At 37.4% G+C, this 21,219-nt stretch carries 18 protein-coding genes; 16 read left to right on the top strand and 2 right to left on the bottom strand.

Translation table 11 applies throughout. From position 1 onward, the window contains the following. Positions 1–9: 9 nt before the first annotated feature. Positions 10–1,470 (bottom strand): PstS family phosphate ABC transporter substrate-binding protein, encoded by a 1,461-nt coding sequence (locus AB3M96_RS19135; protein WP_412969208.1) that lies wholly within the window; start codon positions 1,468–1,470, stop codon positions 10–12. Positions 1,471–1,635: 165 nt separating this feature from the next. Here AB3M96_RS19135 and AB3M96_RS19140 point away from each other — a divergent pair, with 165 nt between their 5' ends. The 11 genes from AB3M96_RS19140 (at position 1,636) to AB3M96_RS19190 (ending at position 14,082) form a co-directional block, all read left to right on the top strand. Continuing rightward, complete coding sequence (locus tag AB3M96_RS19140; RefSeq protein ID WP_412969209.1) at positions 1,636–2,040, top strand: rhodanese-like domain-containing protein; 405 nt, start codon at positions 1,636–1,638, stop codon at positions 2,038–2,040. 112 nt (positions 2,041–2,152) lie between these two features. Then, positions 2,153–2,554, top strand: coding sequence for a MerR family transcriptional regulator (locus tag AB3M96_RS19145; RefSeq protein WP_412969228.1), 402 nt, complete (start codon positions 2,153–2,155; stop codon positions 2,552–2,554). A gap of 182 nt (positions 2,555–2,736) precedes the next feature. Continuing rightward, positions 2,737–4,056 (top strand): hemolysin family protein, encoded by a 1,320-nt coding sequence (locus AB3M96_RS19150; protein ID WP_412969210.1) that lies wholly within the window; start codon positions 2,737–2,739, stop codon positions 4,054–4,056. Positions 4,057–4,246: 190 nt separating this feature from the next. Next, positions 4,247–5,332, top strand: a complete 1,086-nt coding sequence (locus tag AB3M96_RS19155; protein WP_412969211.1) for a D-alanine--D-alanine ligase — start codon at positions 4,247–4,249, stop codon at positions 5,330–5,332. Positions 5,333–5,493: 161 nt separating this feature from the next. Further along, the gene (locus AB3M96_RS19160; RefSeq protein WP_412969212.1) at positions 5,494–6,864 is read left to right on the top strand and encodes a UDP-N-acetylmuramoyl-tripeptide--D-alanyl-D-alanine ligase; all 1,371 of its coding nucleotides are present in this window, start codon (positions 5,494–5,496) and stop codon (positions 6,862–6,864) included. A gap of 20 nt (positions 6,865–6,884) precedes the next feature. Further along, entirely contained in the window at positions 6,885–7,544 is a 660-nt protein-coding gene (locus AB3M96_RS19165; RefSeq protein ID WP_412969213.1) for a YdeI/OmpD-associated family protein, read from the top strand. A 537-nt stretch (positions 7,545–8,081) separates the two neighbouring features. Further along, complete coding sequence (locus AB3M96_RS19170) at positions 8,082–8,771, top strand: alpha/beta hydrolase (protein WP_412969214.1); 690 nt, start codon at positions 8,082–8,084, stop codon at positions 8,769–8,771. Positions 8,772–9,186: 415 nt separating this feature from the next. Then, positions 9,187–10,680 carry a degradosome RNA helicase CshA gene (gene cshA, locus AB3M96_RS19175; RefSeq protein WP_489672280.1) on the top strand — a complete coding sequence of 498 codons (1,494 nt, stop codon included), beginning with the start codon at positions 9,187–9,189 and terminating at the stop codon, positions 10,678–10,680. Positions 10,681–11,002: 322 nt separating this feature from the next. Then, entirely contained in the window at positions 11,003–11,971 is a 969-nt protein-coding gene (gene uvsE / locus AB3M96_RS19180) for a UV DNA damage repair endonuclease UvsE (protein WP_412969215.1), read from the top strand. Between the two features lie 160 nt (positions 11,972–12,131). Continuing rightward, entirely contained in the window at positions 12,132–12,611 is a 480-nt protein-coding gene (locus AB3M96_RS19185; protein WP_412969216.1) for a PH domain-containing protein, read from the top strand. Beyond that, on the top strand, positions 12,604–14,082 hold the full coding sequence (locus AB3M96_RS19190) for a PH domain-containing protein (protein ID WP_412969217.1): 1,479 nt from the start codon (positions 12,604–12,606) through the stop codon (positions 14,080–14,082). Before AB3M96_RS19185 ends, AB3M96_RS19190 begins: the two co-directional genes overlap by 8 nt. Before the next feature lie 26 nt (positions 14,083–14,108). Here AB3M96_RS19190 and AB3M96_RS19195 read toward each other — a convergent pair whose 3' ends face one another. After that, the gene (locus AB3M96_RS19195; protein ID WP_412969218.1) at positions 14,109–14,819 is read right to left on the bottom strand and encodes a rhomboid family intramembrane serine protease; all 711 of its coding nucleotides are present in this window, start codon (positions 14,817–14,819) and stop codon (positions 14,109–14,111) included. 130 nt (positions 14,820–14,949) lie between these two features. Between AB3M96_RS19195 and acpS the strand changes: the two genes are divergently transcribed. The 5 genes from acpS to AB3M96_RS19220 all read left to right on the top strand — a co-directional run bounded on the left by acpS (position 14,950) and on the right by AB3M96_RS19220 (position 21,216). After that, positions 14,950–15,309 carry a holo-ACP synthase gene (gene acpS / locus AB3M96_RS19200; protein ID WP_412969219.1) on the top strand — a complete coding sequence of 120 codons (360 nt, stop codon included), beginning with the start codon at positions 14,950–14,952 and terminating at the stop codon, positions 15,307–15,309. A gap of 254 nt (positions 15,310–15,563) precedes the next feature. After that, positions 15,564–16,580 carry a LolA family protein gene (locus AB3M96_RS19205; protein WP_412969230.1) on the top strand — a complete coding sequence of 339 codons (1,017 nt, stop codon included), beginning with the start codon at positions 15,564–15,566 and terminating at the stop codon, positions 16,578–16,580. Positions 16,581–16,873: 293 nt separating this feature from the next. Continuing rightward, the gene (locus AB3M96_RS19210) at positions 16,874–19,249 is read left to right on the top strand and encodes an immune inhibitor A domain-containing protein (protein ID WP_412969220.1); all 2,376 of its coding nucleotides are present in this window, start codon (positions 16,874–16,876) and stop codon (positions 19,247–19,249) included. 304 nt (positions 19,250–19,553) lie between these two features. Continuing rightward, entirely contained in the window at positions 19,554–20,714 is a 1,161-nt protein-coding gene (alr, locus tag AB3M96_RS19215; protein ID WP_412969221.1) for an alanine racemase, read from the top strand. 220 nt (positions 20,715–20,934) lie between these two features. Continuing rightward, positions 20,935–21,216: a CopG family ribbon-helix-helix protein gene (locus AB3M96_RS19220; RefSeq protein ID WP_412969222.1), complete on the top strand. Its 282-nt coding sequence runs from the start codon at positions 20,935–20,937 to the stop codon at positions 21,214–21,216. The last annotated feature ends 3 nt before the right edge of the window (positions 21,217–21,219 follow it).

Raw genomic sequence — 21,219 nt, forward strand, 5'->3', positions numbered from 1 at the left:
GTGAAAAAATTACTTACTTGAAATGTAGCCGATTTCCTCTACAATTTCCTGACCCTGAGGACCTTGCATCCATTCAAGAAATGGAGAAATTGTTTCTTTTGAATTACCTTTTACAGAAACCGCATAGAGATTTACTGTATATGGGTAGGTTCCATTCCTGATATTTTCAGGACTAGGCTCAATGCCATTAATTGAAAGTAGTTTTATCTCGTCTGAAGGGTTCATACCAGTAGTGAAAAATCGAAATGAGTATCCTATTGCGTTACTATAATTACGATAATCTGCTACTTCTTCCATAATATCTCCCATGCCACTAATTTCCTCTTTTAGCGGTTCCATTAGAGGTGTGTCTCCCATAACTTTTTCCATTATCGTTTGGCTTCCTGAGTCTGCCGGTCTTTGGAATGCCCTAATTTTGTCGTTATTGCCATTTACTTCTTCCCAGTTCGACACTTTACCAGAATAAATGTCCTTAATTTGATCTGTGCTTAGATTTGTAATTGTGTTTTTTGAGTTAACAAAAAACACAAATGCCTCTTTTCCAATTGGGGTAAGAATAAGCTCCTTTCCCGCACGTTTAGCCATATCCATTTGTCGTTCTGAAGGCTGTGCGCCGAAGAATATATCTACATCTCCGGAGAGAAGTCTTTCAAACGCGTAAATGGTATTCGTAAAACTTACAATCTCAAATTTGTCATCAATCGTATTGTTTACACTTATATTTTCAAAGGTTTCATTCGCGAAGGCTGCATATACCGGATAAGCTGCTTCTGCTCCGTCTAGGATTGGCATTTCTCTAGGGTTACTAATCGTAAAAGTTGCAGGTTCACTGAGCTTCGGTAAGCTGTTTGTAGGATTAGTGACATAATAAGGTTCTAAATCAACACTAGAATATCCATTTTCATATGTAAATCCATAGGACGGTAGTACTGTTTGTGAACGTTCCCATAATACGTATCCGCTAATAACCAACCCGATCAAAATAACTGAACTTGATAAGAAGATAGGAAGAGCTACTAGTTTTACTTTTGTATCAGACTTTCTTTCTGCAACAACGAATCCGATGGTTACCAGTAAGAAATAAGTGAAAGGTGCTAAAAATACATATAAAAATTGTCCAATTAGTCCAGATATCAGACTGTTTGGGAAAAAAGGGAAGAATAGAAAAACAAAAACCGACCAGCTATCATCACCGAAATTTCCTTTTGAATGTAGAGTGAGAGAACTTGCTACTAAAACGGTAATAGCTAAAGGCAAATAAACAGGTAAATATCTTCTCCAAAATGTTTCGGTTTCTACTTGTTTTTTACCATATGTATAACCTGCGTATGTCCCTCCAGCTGCAAATAAAAGTAAACCAAGAAAATTACCGTATTCCGGGCTCACGGAAAGAGTAATGAACCCTGTAAAAGATAGAGCAAAAGGAATAAGAATGTAACGTAACAGAAAAAGGGATAGGAACTTATTCATAATCTTTGCTACCTCCAGAAGTAATGCTTAGTGTAATTTTACACTATTTGTTATCGCGAGTACACAAAAATTTTCTGAATACTTTTTGAATAAACTAGTGTAATTTTTCAACCTATTTCAAATCGTCTATAATAGTATTAAATCAATGAAAAGGATGTAATGAATATGGATACAATAACTGTCGTACAAATCGGATTAGTTATTCTTTTTATCATATTGACCTACGATCGATTTAAGCCTGTGAAGAATTTTGAACAGTTGTCAGAGACAGAAATTAAAGAGCGACTAAAGAAGTCAAAAGATGCTGTCCTAATAGATGTTCGTAATCAATATGAGTATGAAACGAATCACATCATTGGAGCAATTAATTTGCCACTCCCTCAAATTAGAAGGAAAAAAGTAAATGTGCCTGCTGACAAGGAAATTATTTTGTATTGTCAAACAGGTATCAGGAGCAAGCAAGCTGCAAGAATACTAAGAAAAAGATATAAAAACCTACCGTTAGCACATTTAAATGGAGGATTATATAGCTGGAAAAGTGAAACAGGTAAGAGTACGAAAAAGAATTAGACGCTAAGAATGCAAGGAAAACCGTAACGTTTGACTGTACGGTTTTATAGACATATAATAAAAGAATAGAAGTCTAATAGTTGGGGGTGGATGCGTTGGGAAGTTATATCGTATTGGCGAGCTAGCAAAAGAAGCAAATGTGTCAAAGCGTACAATTGATTATTATACAAAAATCGGTATATTAACTCCTGAACGTTCTGACTCAAACTATCGATTTTATGGTGAAGAGGCTGTAAGTACTATGCAGCTTGTTTTGCAATATAAGGAATTAAACATCCCACTGACAGAAATAAGGGAAAAGGTTGAACTATTTAAAACAAGTTCTATAGAACAAGATAGGGTTTTAAAATACACCCAGGCTCTTTCCAAGAGAATGGAGCATTTAGAAACAGAATTAAAGGAAATAAAGCCAATGCTGGATTCCTTAACAGAAGATCAACAAAAAACGGTTATTAGCAAAATGTCAACTCAAAGCATGGCACTTGCTAAATTATTAATGATTCTTTTTCATTAAAAGTTTCATATATATGAAAACTTATAGAATAAAACATTAGTATTATAAATACTTTGTATAAAGCGACATTTCTCTGCAGATTTATAAGCGGGAAATGATTACTAACTTACCTATTTAGGAGGTGTAATCCTTACTCGTTTCGTACGATGTAAGGAAACTATTTGGAGATATTTAATTTGGTCATGGTTGCAATTTTAATTGCGTTAACTGCCTTTTTTGTGGCATCGGAATTTGCGATTGTTAAAATAAGAAGCACTCGCATCGACCAACTTGTAACGGAAGGGAATAAAAACGCACTTGCTGCTAAGACTATCATCTCAAATCTGGATGAATATCTTTCTGCATGTCAGTTAGGTATTACAGTAACGGCTTTAGGACTTGGATTCATAGGAGAATCTACGTTTGAAAGCATGCTCCATCCGTTATTCGGTATATTGAATATACCAGAATCATTTTCAACAGCATTATCTATTACGGTTGCATTCTTAGCAATTACATTTTTACATGTCGTAATTGGAGAGTTGGCGCCGAAAACAGTTGCTATTCAAAAGGCAGAAGGAATTACCCTGTTGTTTGCGCGACCTCTAATGTTTTTCTATAAACTTATGTTCCCGTTTATCTGGGTACTAAATGGTTCTGCGCGAATTTTAACCGGAGTCTTCGGCTTTAAACGCATATCTGAACATGATATTGCTCATACAGAAGAAGAACTGCGACTTATATTATCTGAAAGCTATAAAAATGGTGAAATAAACCAATCAGAATATAAATATGTGAATAATATATTTGAATTTGATGATCGTGTTGCAAAGGAAGTAATGGTGCCACGAACAGAAATTGTGGCTCTTGATAAAGATAAATCAGTTGAAGAAATACTCGCCATTATGACGAGTGAAAAATACACTCGTTATCCTGTTCTTGATGGTGATAAAGACCATATTATCGGTTTGATAAACTTGAAGGAAGTATTAACTGACATTGTTATTGGGGCAGGTATAACTGAAAAAACAATCGAAGACTTTACTCGTCCTATTATCCATGTAATTGAATCAATTCCAATTCATGATCTTTTAGCAAAAATGCAAAAAGAACGTGTTCATATGGCAATTCTTATTGATGAATATGGTGGTACTTCTGGTTTAGTAACAGTTGAGGATATCATCGAAGAAATTGTTGGTGAGATTCGTGATGAATTTGATACTGATGAAAAACCAGCTATCCAGAAAATAAATGATACAACGACATTACTTGATGGAAAAGTACTAATCGGTGAAGTTAATGATCTGTTTGGCTTACGTATTGATGATACGGATGTAGATACAATTAGTGGATGGATTTTAACTGAACAAATTGATGTACATCCAGGTGACAAGATTCCGTATGGAGACTATGAATTTAGAATTCTAGAAATGGACGGTCACCATATAAAAACACTTGAAATAAGAAAAATGTTACAAGAACATGTCTACTCACTAGGGCAAAGTGCTAGTGCGTTAGAATAGAAGTAAAGCCTTGACTCTGGTCAGGGCTTTTTATTTTGCAACAAAAGAGTGTAAAATATATCTATATAAGCCTAGACAGACACATTTCTAGGCGTTTGTAATAAATTATAGAAATGTTACGTATTTGTTATATAAAATAAAAAGGTTAATGATAAAATAAAACGTATACTTATTTTTTAGGGGGAAGCTTATGAAAGTCAAATTAGGCTTACTATATGGAGGTAAATCAGCTGAACACAAGGTTTCATTGCAAACTGCGTTGGCTGTTATTAAAGCATTAGATCATTCCAAGTATGATATACATCCTATATATATATCTGAACAAGGTGAATGGGTCCGTGGGAATCAATTAACTGGACCAGTGGAAGACGTGAAAAAGCTGGTTTTAAAAGAAGAAGGAACTGCTATTTCACCTGTATCATTAAATACAGATTTATTTCCTGCAGGGCAAAGTCAACAACAAGATTCGATTGATGTCATTTTTCCACTATTACATGGACCAAACGGTGAGGACGGAACTGTTCAAGGACTCCTTGAATTAATGAACGTACCTTATGTAGGTAACGGTGTTCTTGCATCATCGGCTGGAATGGATAAAGTTATCATGAAAAACATATTTGGGCAGGCTGGGTTACTACAAGCTAAGTATGTTTCATATATCCGCAGTGAATGGAAGGAATCACCTGCTGCTGCATATGAGAAGGTTGAGAAGGAATTAGGTTATCCTTGTTTTGTGAAACCTGCTAATTTAGGATCTAGTGTTGGAATAAGCAAAGCGACTGACCGTGAGAGCCTTGAAAAAGCATTTGAAGAAGCCTTTATTTTTGATCGTAAAGTCATTATTGAGGAAGCAATTATTGGGCGTGAAATTGAAATTGGTGTACTTGGAAATGATTATCCTACATGCTCTGTTGTGGGTGAAATCGTTCCAAAGAAAGATTTTTACGATTACAAAGCGAAATATGAAGATGGAGACACAGCCCTAATCATTCCTGCAGATATTACAGAAGAGCAATATGAACAAGTGAAAGAAGCAGCAATAAAAGCATTTAAGTCACTTGATTGTTCGGGGTTAGTTAGAGCAGACTTCTTCTTAACCAAGGATGGAAAAATCGTTATTAACGAAGTAAACACAATGCCTGGTTTTACTCCATTTAGTATGTTTCCATTGCTTTGGCAGGAAGCTGGAGTTTCTTATTCTGAACTTATTGAAAAACTTGTTCAACTTGGCATTGACCGCCATGCGGAAAAGCAAAGTATTAAATACACAATATAGTAAGTCAAAGGCAGCCTTTTAAAGAAACACTATTCTATAATTGAATAGTGTTTCTTAATGGAGTTAATGATTTAGTAGAAGAACACGATTTGCATTTCAAAAGTAAAGGAAATCAATAGACTGTTTAACAGCGCCAAAGTTTAAATAAAGGGGAGATTCCTGTGATAAAAAAGACATTAGCTGAAATTGAACAAATGTCACTCGGAAAAAAGCTGGACCCACAATTTAAAGATATTGTAATTGAAGGAGTTTCGATTGATACAAGAACGATTTCATCAGGTAACTTATACATACCAATCATAGGTGAAACATTTAATGGACACCAGTTTGTTAATGCTGCAATTGAAAATGGTGCGGCAGCTGTACTTTGGGGAGAAAATGAACCCAATCCACCACAAAATATACCTGTTATTTATGTAGACGATACCCTAATCAGCTTGCAAACTCTCTCCAAAAACTACCTTGACCAATTAGCCATTAAGGTAGTAGGGATTACTGGAAGTAATGGTAAAACAACAACTAAGGACATGGTTACTTCGGTTTTATCAACAACACTACGCGTTCAAAAAACCGAAGGTAACTTTAATAATCATATTGGATTACCACTCACTATTCTACGATTACGAGAAGATACAGAAGTAGCTGTACTAGAAATGGGTATGAGTTCACGAGGGGAAATAGAATTTTTATCACGCCTGGCAAGACCAGAGGTTGCCGTAATTACGAATATTGGCGAATCTCATATGCTTGACTTGGGTTCTAGAGAAGGAATTGCTGAAGCAAAACTTGAAATTGTAGATGGTTTAGCGAGTGATGGTGTCCTTATTTACCATGGTGATGAACCACTATTAGCTGAAAGAGTAAAGGACATGAAGATTTCAACAGTTACATTTGGGGAATCAACCGAAAATGACCTCTATCCTCTTAAAATAAAACAAGAAAATGAAGGTACGTATTTTACTAGTAACGAAAAGGATTCAGAGCTATACATCCCTGTACTAGGGAAGCATAATGTAAATAATGCACTTGCTGCAATTGCTGTTGCTAAGCATTTTAACCTATCATGGATCAATATAGAAGCAGGGCTACGACAAATTAAAATAACAAACATGAGATTAGAATTAAGTGAAGGTGTAAACGGAATAAAATTAATTAACGATGCCTATAATGCAAGTCCTCTGTCAATGAAGGCGGCCATTTCACTAATCCATGACCTCCAACCAACAGGTAAGAAAATTGTTGTACTAGGCGATATGCTGGAATTGGGAGAGAGAGAAATAGAGTACCATGAAGAAATCGGTCGTTTTCTTCAGGCAGATAAGGTTGATTATGTGTTTACCTATGGCAAATTAGGAGAACATATTGCAACAGGAGCTAAAGAAAACTTCTCTGCAGACAAGGTACTAGCTTTTCAGGATAAAGAACAGTTAATTCAGGAGTTACGTAATATACTTTCTGAAGGAGATATCCTTTTAGTTAAGGGGTCACGCGGTATGAAGCTTGAAGAAGTGATTTTTGCGTTTAAAAAGTGATAGCTATAGAGGTGTTAGATATGGATGCAGGAACTATTAAAAAGCTGCGGATTCAACCGGATCAAAAAATACTAATCCTACGTGCGCCAGACAATTACGTGAGCGATAAATCTGCTTTCCCTAATGGCGTTGAAATTGATACAACACCAACAGGAGTATATGAATATGTTCTGTTATTTGTAAATAGTATTGCCGAATTAGAAGAGTTTGGGCCTGTAGCCTTACGTTCGTTAGCCGAAGGTGGCCAACTCTGGGCGTGTTATCCGAAAAAGTCTTCTAAAGTTAAAACTGATATCAATCGAGATGAAGGTTGGGAAACGTTTATTAATGAAGGCTTTGAAGGGGTTACGCAGATTTCTATTAATGACATATATTCAGGACTACGATTCCGAAATAGATCAGAAATTAAACAATATACGAGAAAGCAAACTATAGGTGTAAAAGGGAATAGTTATCCTAAGCAAAGTAAACCACAGGTTGAAGTTGTAATGCCTGACGATTTGAAACAGGCAATTGCAGTAGATCAAGAGGCAAACGCAATTTTTTCAGATTTTGCACCTTCCCATAAACGGGCTTATATTGAATGGGTAACGGACGCCAAACGAGAAGAAACTCGTACGCGACGTATTGAACAATCAATCGAAAAAATAAAAGCGGGACGAAAAGGACCGTATGCATGAGAAAAAGCTCGGTACCTCACCGAGCCTTTTAAATGTTTAGGAAATTTTGCGGATAACTTGAAATAAGGATTATCAAAAGTCCAGCTCCAGCGCCTAGCCCCTCGAGGTCGCTTCACCCCTCCTGCGGAGGCAACACTAAGGAATGCTTCGTGAGGTTAATCCTCGCAGGAAAAAAGCTTTGCTTTTTTTCGAGCCTACTCGTCTGGGTTCCAGCGCTTGTCGGACTTGCACAGGATGTGCTGACATCGACGTTCGCCACAGGACGTGGCGGTTCTTAGTCGATGCTCCTACTTCAAGGCGCTTGCGCTTTTGTTCTTAGCTTATAAATGGAATAATTAGTAAAATAGTAACTGCAATACCGACGGAGTAGGATAACAACTCCTTCATAAATTCTTTTGATTTTTCGTTGAATAGGTTGTCCATTTTAACTCCTCCTTAGATTATCTGTTACTATATAGTACGTTTGAAAACGAGAAATGTTACAAAAATATTACAAGTATTTCAAAAATATATCTAAAGTCCTAGGCGGGTGATTGGATGATTGGCTGTTTATTACTACATGGGTTTACAGGTGCGCCTTATGAGGTGGAGCCTCTAACTGAACATATTAGAGCAACGACCGATTGGATTGTAAAAACGCCTACTCTACCTGGACATGGAGAGGAACTAAAATTAAAGGGAATTCCATTCTCGGATTGGATTTCATATGCTGAGCGTGAGCTGCAGGAACTTCTCGAAATATGTAATACCGTATACGTTGTTGGTTTTTCAATGGGAGGTATTATAGCGGGACATTTGGCCACCAAGTATCCTATTGAAAAGTTAGTCTTATTAAGCGCTGCGGCTTATTATATAAATCCGAAACAACTACTTGCTGACGTGAGAGAAATGATCCGTGATGGATTAACAAAAACGTTAACTGAAAATGACCTGTTTTTACGATATAAGAAAAAAATAACTGATACACCGATAAGTGCAACTATCGAGTTTCGAAAACTAGTTAGAGCGATTCGCCCGAAACTTAAGCAAATTAAAGTACCGACCTTAATTGTGCAAGGAGAATGTGATGGTATTGTGCCTTTAAAAAGTGCACATTATATTTACAAGGAAATCTCTTCAGAAGAAAAACATCTTTGTTTATTACCGTGTGCCAAACATCATGTTTGTTACGGGGAGGACCAGAAAAAATTATTTGAAGAGGTTGATAGATTTTTACATGAAATATAAAAAAATTGTCTATACTATTTTTAGCAGGACAGATTGACTTTAATTGCAATTCTAATATTGTAATGGTAAGATAACAAATACAGTGTTAAAAAGGGCAACTAAAAATGTATGCCCTAGAATTTAACTTTTTGGACGTGAACCCTAAGGGCATTACTTCCGTATTCACGGAAAATGTCCTTTTTTTAAGCAGAATTCTAAATTCTGATCTAATTGGAATACTAGGCAGATCGCCTACCTATCACATAACTTGTGGATGCTATGTGGAGGTTTCGCGACAATGATACATATTTATGTATCCAAAGTAACCGAATGTAATCTATCCGAGGCGTAAAGCCAAGTGTCTATACAGATTTCCCGTCTAAATAGTCAATTTTGTCATTGTACAAATATGATTAGCAAAAGGAGTATGAAAAGATTGGCAACATTTAATGAATTAGGGATTAGTCAAGATTTAATGAAATCAATAAGTAAAATGGGATTTGAGGAAGCAACACCAATTCAGGCTCAAACAATTCCATTAGCATTAAGTGGGCATGATGTAATTGGTCAAGCTCAAACAGGTACAGGTAAAACCGCAGCATTTGGAATTCCACTAATTGAAAATGTAGACGTTAATAGCGACCATATTCAAGGTATTGTAATTGCTCCAACTCGTGAGCTTGCAATTCAAGTATCTGAAGAGCTTCACAAAATTGGTCACTTTAACCGTATTCGCATTCTTCCTATTTATGGTGGTCAAGATATTAGCCGCCAAATTCGTTCATTAAAAAAATATCCTCATATTATTGTTGGTACACCAGGTCGTGTTATTGACCATATCAACCGTAAAACGATACGTCTTCAGAACGTAAAAACAGTTGTCCTTGATGAAGCAGATGAAATGCTAAACATGGGCTTTATAGAAGATATTGAGGCGATTTTAAAAGGAGTTCCTGAGGAAAGACAAACATTACTCTTCTCAGCGACAATGCCTGGTCCAATCCAACGTATTGCTGAACGCTTTATGAAGGACCCTCAAGTAGTAAAAGTAAAAGCAAAAGAAGTAACTGTACCTAATATCCAACAATATTATTTAGAGGTACAAGAAAAGAAAAAATTTGATGTATTAACACGCTTATTAGATATTCAGTCTCCTGAATTAGCGATTATTTTTGGTCGTACAAAACGCCGTGTGGATGAGTTATCGGAGGCGTTAACCCTAAGAGGCTATGCTGCTGAAGGAATCCACGGTGACCTTAGTCAGGCGAAACGTTTATCAGTTTTACGTAAGTTTAAAGAAGGATCAATTGAAGTGTTAGTTGCGACGGACGTTGCTGCACGTGGATTAGATATTTCAGGTGTAACTCACGTATACAACTTTGACATTCCACAGGACCCAGAAAGCTATGTTCACCGTATTGGACGTACAGGTCGTGCTGGAAAGCATGGTATGGCGATGACTTTCGTAACACCGCGTGAAATTGGCCAATTAAAGAACGTTGAAAATACAACAAAACGCAAAATGGACAAAATGAAGCCACCAACATTAGATGAGGCTTTAGAAGGTCAACAAAAAATGACGATTGAAAAAATCGTTTCAACAATTGAAGCAAATAATTTAGCATATTATACTCGTACAGCAGAGGAGCTTTTAGAAGAGCATGATTCTGTATCAGTTGTTGCTGCAGCAATTAAGCTAATGACAAAAGAACCGGATGCAACTCCAGTAAAATTAACTGATGAAGCACCAGTACGTGTGAAAAGAGAGCGCGATAATCGTGGCGGTGGTGACCGCGGACGAGATCGTGGTCGTTATAAAGGTAGCCGTGACCGTGGTGGTCGTGGTGGCAGCGGTGGTAATCGCCCATCTTCCGGTGGACGCCAATCATCTGGAAGTAATCGCCGAGGTAATTTCCGTAAGAATGACTAATTTTGAAAAACAGTGCACAAGTTGTGCGCTGTTTTTTTGTATAGTTTTTTTGGGGGGACAGTTTTGCCGAATTAATTTAATTATTGTCGGATTAACTAATAAGTTTTTCGAATTAGTACTTCATTTTATCGGATTAACATGAAAGTTTTTCGAATTACCACTGATATTGTCGGATTACGTAATTGTTTTACAAACTACTACCGCATCTAAAATCATTATTAATGAAAAGTGCTTATAACATGAAGGAATGGTCGTGATTCCTCATGATATACATGATAAGAGGCATACTAAAAGAAAAATTCGACAGAAGAGGTGTCTCTCGTTGACGGTTGTAAGACTCGGATATGTGGCAATGAGTATGAATTTACAAAACTGTTCACCTTCACAAACAATGACGTTTGCAAAATTTAAAACAATAAAAGACCGTGAAGCTGCCATTCAAAAACTTGAGAGAATTTCGGTTTCAAATCTGGAAAATTGTCTCCGATTATTAAAGCATAACAAAGGTAATGGAGTAACTTTTTTTCGATTCAGCTCAAAGCTCATACCATTAGCCAATCATGATGAACTCCCTGATTGGAACTATATAAAGCCTTTGAAGTGGAAATTAAAGGAAATTGGAGACTTCCTAGAGAAAAATCCAATGAGAGTTGATTTTCATCCCGATCATTTTGTAGTTTTGACTTCATCTAAGCCAGAGATTATTAATCCAACAGTTAAAACGCTTAGGATGCATTATACTTTATTAAAGGGGATGGGAGTGAATCCTGAATATCGCTGTGTAATCCATGTGGGTGGAGCATATGATGACAAAGAACAAGCACTTGAACAGTTTATTCACAACTTTGGGTTGCTGCCTCGAGGGATTCAGCAGATGATTATGCTTGAAAATGATGACACTACCTTTTCTCTACATAACACATTATATTTATGTGAAAAGCTCTCAATTCCTCTTGTTTTTGACTATCATCACTACTTAGCTCACCATGAAGAGGGAGAAAACTGGGAGGAACATTGGGAGAGAGTGATCGAAACATGGAGGCATTCAAATCTCCCATTAAAAATGCATATATCCAGCCCACGAGATGAGGCGGAATATAGAGCCCATGCAGATTATATTGATCCTTCCATGTTTATGGACTTTTTAACTAAAATTAAAGGAAGTGTTGACCATATCGATTGCATGATTGAAGCGAAACAAAAGGATAATGCTTTGTTCAAATTACTAAAAGATATGGCACAGTACCCAGAGGTAGAGGTATTATCTGGAGCTAGGTTTAAAATAAAGTGAAATCACCAAGGGTGGTTTCTTTTTTTTACCTTTGGTGAGCAACTTCGCAACGCAAGGGCGAATTCATTATTTAAGTTCAAGTTTTCGACAAAATCATATATACTTTTGAATAGACATGAAAAATATACCAGTAGAGGCAAGAGAGAGGTTGGTTTGGTGAATGAGAAATATACCACAAAATCGGATAAGTGAGCGTGCCTTAACCGTTTGGAAGACATCTGCTGCGATTACGTCATTGATTGGTTGGATTATAACGATTGCAGTATTAGTATTAACAATCATATTTGATTGGACTTTTTGGATATTCGGAGTGTTACTTGTTCTCTCCGTGATAGAATCCATTTTATCTATTTTTATATTACCAAAGCTTAAATGGAAGAGATGGAGATATGAGGTTCATGAACACGAAATAGATTTGCAAAGAGGCGTTTTCATTGTTAAGAGGACGATTATCCCAATGAATCGCGTTCAACACGTCGATACCCAGCAAGGACCATTATTACGAAAACATGAGTTGGCAACTGTGACAATTTCAACAGCAGCAACAGTCCATGAAATTCCTGCGCTTGATTTAGAAGAGGCAGACCAGCTACGTGACTATATTTCTAAGCTAGCGAGGGTGGATGAAGATGATGTCTGAACCACGCCGCATGCACCCTGTTGCAGGGTTATTGAATTTTCTTAAACAATTAAAAGAACTTATTCTTCCTTTGGTGTTTTTTTTCTTTGTAGGGACAGGGGATTCAGACCTTCTTGATCGCATTTATTATATTGGCGCAGGGGTTATTATTTTAGGATTATTAATTATAGGTGTTCTGCATTGGTATCGCTATTCGTATCGGGTTGAAGAGGGAGAACTTCGGATTGAATATGGAGTGTTCATAAGAAAAAAACGATATATTCCGATTGAACGTATACAAACAATTGATGTTTCTGCTGGAATTATTCAGCGGATATTTGGACTTGTAAAACTACAGGTTGAAACAGCCGGTGGTGGAATGCAGGCTGAGGCAGTTCTTACGGCTATTAAGGAAGAAGAGGCAAACTTACTTCGTTCATTATTAACACGTTCAAAGAATCAATCATCCGAAGTCGTAGGTGAAGCTGAAGAAAATAAACAGCCGCTTATTTCTTATCAAATTACGTCAAAAGAGTTACTTGTTTTAGCATCAACCTCAGGAGGAATAGGGATTGTTATTTCAGGTGTCTTGGCTTTCCTGAGCCAATTTGCGGAATATCTGCCTTTTGAGAAGATGTATGACACGGTTGAAAAGTATGTGAGTCTATCAATCTTAGTATATCTCACTGTTTTAATTGCCTTCTTTTTATTGATTGCGTGGGTGGTGGGAATCTTAATTATGACTCTACGCTATGCAAATTTTTCGGTTGTAAAAAGAGACCAAGAGCTTTTTATTACAAGAGGTTTAATTGAAAAGCGCCAATCTACAATCCCATTAAGTCGTATACAGGCAATACGAATAGGTGAGAACCTCATTCGACAGCCATTAGGATTTGCAACAGTATACATCGAATCTGCAGGAGGGTCACTGGATAAAGGAGAGGATTTTTCGACAGTCCTTTTTCCATTACTAAAAAAGAAAGAGATTCAAGGATTATTAGAGCATTTTGTACCGGATTATAAAATTACAACAAACGTTAATAAGGTATCAGAGAAAGCCCTATGGAGATACATATTGAGAGCAGTATTACCGATTGTACCTGTAATCATTCTAATCGCCTACTTAGCTTATCCTTGGGGATTATTCTCCCTTCTGCTTTTACCGTTGGGGATTTTATTGGGGTACCATAGGTACAAAGATTCTGGTTGGAAAATTGAAAATGATCAACTGACGCTACAGTATCGACTTTTTAGTAAGGTAACTATAATGCAGCACAAGAAACGAATACAATCTATTGATAAAAGCCAGTCAGCGTTTCAGAAGAAAGCGGAGCTTAGTTCAATAAAGTCATTTATAAAATCTTCTTTCAGCGGGAAAGGCTTCCAAGTAAAAGATTTATGCGAGGATGATGGCTGGACGATATTTGAGTGGTTTACAAAAAGAAAAACAGATCACGTGCTAGAGAGTCTGGATAACAAAAAGGAGCTATAGGTATTCGCCTAAGCTCCTTTTCGAATTTACATAATTATTCCGATAATGACGAGGATAATGATCACCAGCCACACTATGTGTTTAGCCGAGAATTCTCTTGGTATTTGAAGACGTGGTCGACTTGATGTATCTGCTCTGATTATAAGACCTGCATTTTTTGGTAAAACGAGCGGAGCAATCAGTGCTCCGGCAACAAATCCGAATAAATGTGCAATAATATTTACATTGGAATTAACAAATGTCATGACAAGACCAATAACTAAGATCGTGACAATGAGTTGTGAATTCATTTGGCTAATTAAATCTTTACGGAATACAACCATGTATAAATAGACACCAAATAATCCGAAAATTGCCCCTGAGGAACCTACATGTGCAAAATCAAGTGGCTCGATGTAAAATGTTGCGATGTTTGCAATTACTCCGGCAAACAAATACGCAACGATAAATTTGAACTTACCTAGCATACCTTCTAATGCAGGACCGAACAGAATAAGTGAAAAAGAATTAAACAACATGTGGCCAAAGCCGCCATGTACAAAAATAGGGGTCACCAAACGCCAGAATTCTCCCTCGGAGATTAGGTAATTAAATCCAACCATTTGTTGAAGAAGCGTTGTTGTAAAGGGAATAGGCAATAGTAGCAATAACCATAAAAAAATATGAATTCCAGTTATTATTGATATAATTGGATATAATCGTAAAAAAGAGCGAAAACTTTCAGTTCGTACAAACATATGAATTCTCCTTTGTTTATTCATTTAATCGTACTACAAATACATATATACTTCAAAAAAGAAGACTACAATGGACTACTGTTTGTACATACATATGACATTTAGTAAATGAATAGAAGAGGGATTAGATATGATTATTGGGACAGGAATTGATATCGTTGAACTTAATCGAATAAAAAGTGTTTATCAAAGGCAAAAAAAATTTGCAGACCGAATTTTAACTCAAGCTGAGAAAGAGAAATTCAAGTTACTATCTGAATCCAGACAAATTGAATATCTTGCAGGTCGATTTGCGGTAAAAGAGGCATATGCAAAAGCAGTTGGAACTGGAATTGGAGAGACTCTTAGTTTTTTAGATATAGAAGTTTTATCGGATCATTTAGGCAAGCCGATTGTCTCTAAACCCTTGACATATAAGGCTCACATCTCTATTTCGCATAGTAAAGAATATGCAGTTGCACAAGTAATTCTTGAAAGCTTGTCAAGCTAGTCTGCATATTACGGAACTTTGTCTCATATATTTTTAGTGCGGTAGGGGAGACAAGGTGTACGAGTTTAATGAATGGGGTAAAGTTTAGCTTGCTTTACTTGTGAAGGTACTATTTTTGTAGAGCCTAAGAAAAACGGAACAAAAAAGTGGGGGTCCTAAAACGATCGGTTAAGACGCTTTTACATCCATTCATTACAAATGCACTTTGTCTCGTCCAGAATAGTCGATATGAGGCAAAGGGGTTGAAGAAGGAAATGAAGAAAAATGTATTGTTGTTGTTATTAGGGCTACTCATTGCCCTTGTACTCGCAGGATGTGGGGAGAAATCGCAAGAAGATGTAGTAAGTGAGTTAGACGAAAAGGTTTCAAAAATGACTGGCTATAAAGCAGATGCAAAAATGACGCTTCAAACAGGAAATGATCCACAAGTATACGAAGTGGAAATTTGGCACAAGGAGCCTACTTACTATCGTGTAAACCTAAAAAATGCTGAAAAAGATCAGAGCCAAATGATCTTACGAAACGATGAGGGAGTTTTCGTATTAACACCTGCACTTAATAAGAGCTTCCGTTTCCAAAGCGAATGGCCAGAAAATAGTAGCCAAGCATATCTTTTTGAATCATTAGTACATGATGTGAAGGAAGATCCAGAGGCGAAATTTACTGCAACAAAAGACCATTATGTATTTGAAACAAAAACAAATTACAAAAATAATAAAATGCTGCCAACTCAAGAGATCACATTTAATAAAAAGGATCTAACTCCAATGAGTGTGAAAGTAATGGATCCTGATCGTAAAGTTTTACTATTAGTAGAATTCTCAAAGGTTGAGTTTGATGCTAGCTTTGATAAATCTGCGTTTGATGTAGATAAAAACATGTCAACAGCGAACCTAGAAGAAATTCCGGTAATGGGAGAAGTTGATGAAGCACCATTAGAAGTTTTATATCCAGCCGAAGATGCAATTGCGGGCGTAGAACTTATTGAAGAAAAAGAAATGAAAACAGAGAATGGCACTCGAATGATCATGACATTCGGTGGAGAAAAGTCATTCACAATGATCCAAGAAAGAGCACGTGTAGCAGAAGTAGGTACAACAATATCTGTTAGCGGTGAACCTGTAGATCTTGGATTTACAGTTGGTATCCTTTCAGACAAAGCAATCTCATGGACTCATAATGGAGTTGACTACATGATTGCCTCTGAAGACTTAACACAAGATGAATTAATCACAGTTGCTCGTACTGTTCAAGGTAAGGCAACTAAATAAGTATGAAAACAGGCTCATAATGTGGGCCTGTTTTTTATTTTCTATGTATTTCGACCTTCGAGTTATTTTACGAAAAAAGTATAATAAGCCAATTTGTCGGAATGGCAACATTTTAAGAAGAATTTAGCGAAAGAAAATTATCATAAGCATAGAATTTCAACAAATTTTTAAAGAATTTTCTGATACATTGAAAAAGCTAGGCTAGTCCAATAGTTGTGAGGGGGTTTCAAGTACATACTTTTGTAGTCAATTCGATAGGGGTATCGCGATTAAAATTACTAGGAGGGGTACGATTGAGAAAACGTAAAGTTCTATCTACAGCAATGGCATTATCTTTAAGTTTTGGACTTCTTGCAGGTCCAACTATTACACCGAGTGTAAGTGCGTCTAATTATTCTCCGAAACTATCATCACAAGGAGCACCAATTGATCTCGGTATTGCGAATGATGAAAGACTTATTGAAATGTTGAAGAAGAATGGGGAAATTGCGAAGGGTGCTTCGCCGGCTGATGCGGAAAAAGCCTTGAATAAATACTTGAAGGAAAAGGCAGCAGGTTCTGGGAAGACATTGGACAAGCTTCCAAAGGGACTAGATGCGAACTTAAAAGCCGGTGAGAAAACAGGCGATAATGGTTTAAAGAGCGGAAAGGGTAATAAGCTTGGACATGCTAAGAAGAATACTGTAGATTCGGTTGTGGAAGAAAGTTATGAGGATGAAGTTCGTTCAGATAAGGTTCTTGTGCTTAAGATTGATTTTCCAGATTACAAACAGAGTTCGATTACTAAAGAAGAAACAGATATGTGGTATGAAGACTATACACGTGATCACTTTCAAAATATGATTTTTGGAAAAGATGGTTACGAGGGTCCGAATGGTGAGAACTTTATTTCAATGAAGCAGTACTATGAGCAACAATCGGGAGGAAGTTATACGGTAGACGGTACAGTTGCTGGCTGGTATACTGCTGACCATCCGGCAGCATATTATGGTGGAAACGTCCCTACACCTGATGGAAGTGATGCACGTCCTCGTACGTTAGTTTATGAAGCACTTACTAAGGCTGGGCAGGACCCAAATGTAGATTTAAGTGAATATGATGTTTGGGATAGGGATGATTACGATGGTGATGGTATTTATAATGAGCCAGATGGTTTAATTGATCACTTAATGATTATTCATGCTGGTGTTGGTGAAGAAGCTGGTGGAGGTTCTCTTGGAGGAGATGCAATTTGGTCGCATCGCTGGAATCTTGGAGGATTAGTTGCTGTTCCTGGTGGAACATCTAATAGTGATCGTTTTGGCGGTCTTCTAGGTGCGTATGATTATACAATTGAACCGGAAGATGGTGCTGCTGGTGTGTTCATTCATGAGTTTGGTCATGATTTAGGACTACCTGATGAGTATGATACTCAATACACTGGATCGGGGGAAGCAATTGGTTATTGGTCCGTAATGGCAAGTGGTAGCTGGGCAGGAGCGCTTCCGGGGACTGAGCCGCCAGGATTTAGTGCGTATGCTAAACAACAGCTTCAAGCATGGCATGGTGGTAACTGGTTGAGCGGTACTACTCTAAGTGCAGATGATATAACAAATAAAGGTGAAACTGTCCTTCTTGATGAAGGGGTAACAAAAGGCACAAACGATGACGCAGTTCGAATTGACCTTCCGGATAAATTGAATATACTAAATACTCCAGCGGCTGGGGCATTTGAATATTATGGTGGTAAGGGTGACGAAGTTGACCACAAAATGGTTGCTACAGTTGATTTAACAGGAGCAGCTAGTGCAACCCTTGATTTTGATGCTTGGTATAACATTGAGCAAGATTGGGATTACGCAATGGTACAGGTATCCACAGATGGCGGATCTTCATGGACATCCTTATCAAGTGATAGAACTACAAGCACGCTTGATCCTGATGGCTACCCAGAAATCGCAGAAAATCTCCCAGGCTATACAGGTTCAAGCAATGGCTGGGTACATGAAACTATTGATTTGAGTGACTATGCAGGACAAGAAATAAAACTTCAATTCCGTTCCATGACTGACTGGGCAACAAACCTTGACGGCTTCTTCGCTGATAATATTAAGGTAACGGCCGACGGTAGTGAAGTATTCTCTGATGGCGCAGAGGGAGAACCGAAGTTTACATTAGATGGGTTTGAGAAACATGATGGAAAATACACAACTAACCACTACTACCTACTAGAATGGAGATCCCATAATGGTGTGGACGAGGGTTTAAAAAACATCCGTCGTGGAGCTAGTTTAATGTCTTATGATAAAGGTCTGGTTGTTTGGTATGTAGACGAAAGCTATGACAACAACTGGACAGGTGCTCATCCTGGTGATGGCTTCTTAGGAGTAGTGGACGCCGATCAACATACTCTTTATTGGAGTGATAAGGCAGTCGCGTCATCACGTTATCAAGTGCATGATGCAGCATTCAGTCTTGATAAATCAGAAAAGATGTTCCTCGACTACCCTGGACAATTTACAATGAAAGATAACTTTACTCAACGTTCGCCACTATTTGATGATAGTGCAGATTATACAAATGCTGGCCATGTAGATGCTGGGCGTAATATCACAAACTACGGACTAAAATTCCGCGTTGTCGGGCAAAGCTCTGATGGGACAGTTGGTAAGGTGCTAATATTTAAATAATAAAGAAGATATTGTTAAACCTCTTTGATTCAATCAAAGGGGTTTTTCGTGGTAAAATGAACTTAATAAATTGTTACCATTGACATGGACATACCTACAATCGATAATCGAACATATATTAAGTAGGTGGAAATTAATTTTATATAACATATTTTTGTTTTTGATAGAAGTAAGGTAAATATATTCATGTATAAATTAATGCCTCCGGCGGATGCCTCAGATTTTCCAAAGGTAGTCTATAGAACAAGCTTGATATCTGGGCGCAATACGCTTAGGCACATTTGATTTAAGGAAGTGTATTCACATGGACTCCACTCATTTTTACCGGGATACCTGGGTTGAAATTGATTTGGATTGTATTGCTCAAAATGTACGTAATATGAAGTGTTTTTTACCAGAAGAGGTTGACGTTATGGCTGTTGTTAAGGCTAATGCATATGGCCATGGTGATGTGGAGGTTGCGAAAGTTGCGCTTGAAGCGGGTGCTTCCTATCTTGCGGTGGCGTTTCTTGATGAGGCAATCTCACTACGGCATGGTGGAGTTGAGGCTCCAATTCTTGTACTTGGTGCTTCACGTCCAACAGATGTAAAAATTGCTGCGGAGAATAATATAGCACTGACGGTATTTAATAAAGAATGGCTAGATGAAGTGCTAGACATTTACGAAGAAAATTTGCCTGCTCTTTTTCACCTAAAACTAGATACGGGAATGGGCCGATTAGGAGTAAAGGAAAAAGATGAACTTCAGGCTATTATTCATGCAATAGAGGAAGCCCCTCATTTTAGCTTAGAAGGTGTATTTACACACTTTGCGACAGCTGATGAAATAGATACCTCTTATTTTGAGGAGCAATACAAAAACTTTCTTCAGATGTTAGAGTGGATACCGAAAAAGCCAAAGATGATTCACTGCGCAAATAGTGCGACAGGGCTTCGCTTCCCTGATATGGTATTTAATGCTGTACGTCTTGGAATAGGAATGTATGGGATGACACCGTCTATAGAAATAAGAGATCAGCTTCCTTTTGAGCTACGAGAAGCTTTTTCCTTCCATAGCAAGCTTGTCCATGTGAAGTGGATTACAAAGGGTGAAAAGGTAAGCTACGGTGCAACTTTTACTGCGGATGAAGATATGTGGGTAGGTACTGTTCCTGTAGGATATGCGGACGGTTGGATTCGAAAACTGCAGGATACGCATGTGTTAATCGAAGGTGAACGTTGCCAGATTATTGGCCGTATTTGTATGGACCAATTTATGGTCCGCCTTCCAAGGGATTTTTCTCGAGGCACAAAAGTGACTTTAATCGGTCAGCAAAAAGGCGAAACCATTCATGTAGATGATGTAGCAAGAGCTTTAGAAACCATCAATTATGAAGTCACCTGTACAATTAGTTTTCGTGTTCCCCGTATGTTTTTGAGAAATAAGAGTATAATTGAAGTGAGAAATCCATTATTAAGACATTAGAGATAGAACGAATTACTCCTAAAGTTCTACCTTGGTAGCATTTTTATAAAGGGTTGAAATGCATGATTTGGTAATTTTGTAAATCATGTGCATAAAAACCAATCTAAAATGTCGATAATAATTAAGAATTAATAGATATGGGTTTGCATCTAATCATAATAGTGGTATTATTAACAGTGGAGTAGAATAATTGGTGGCATGTTGGTGGAGGTGTATGTTTGTGTCTGAATCCAGCGCAACGACAGAAATTTTAGTACGATTACCGCAAAACTTATTAAGTGAGTTAGATGGTCTTGTAAATCAAGAAAATGGTAACCGGAATGAACTTATTTATCAGGCTACAAAAATGTATCTACGTGAAAGAAAGAAACGTCAAATTACAGAGTCTATGAGACGCGGCTACATGGAAATGGCAAAAATAAACCTTACTATTGCATCGGAGGCATTTTTGGCTGAATCTGAGGCTGACCACACCGTAGAACGCTTAGTTAGCGGGGGGTAATCA

It is taken from the genome of Ferdinandcohnia jepli (assembly GCF_047246645.1).
In the GTDB taxonomy this organism is placed as follows: domain Bacteria; phylum Bacillota; class Bacilli; order Bacillales; family Bacillaceae_L; genus Ferdinandcohnia.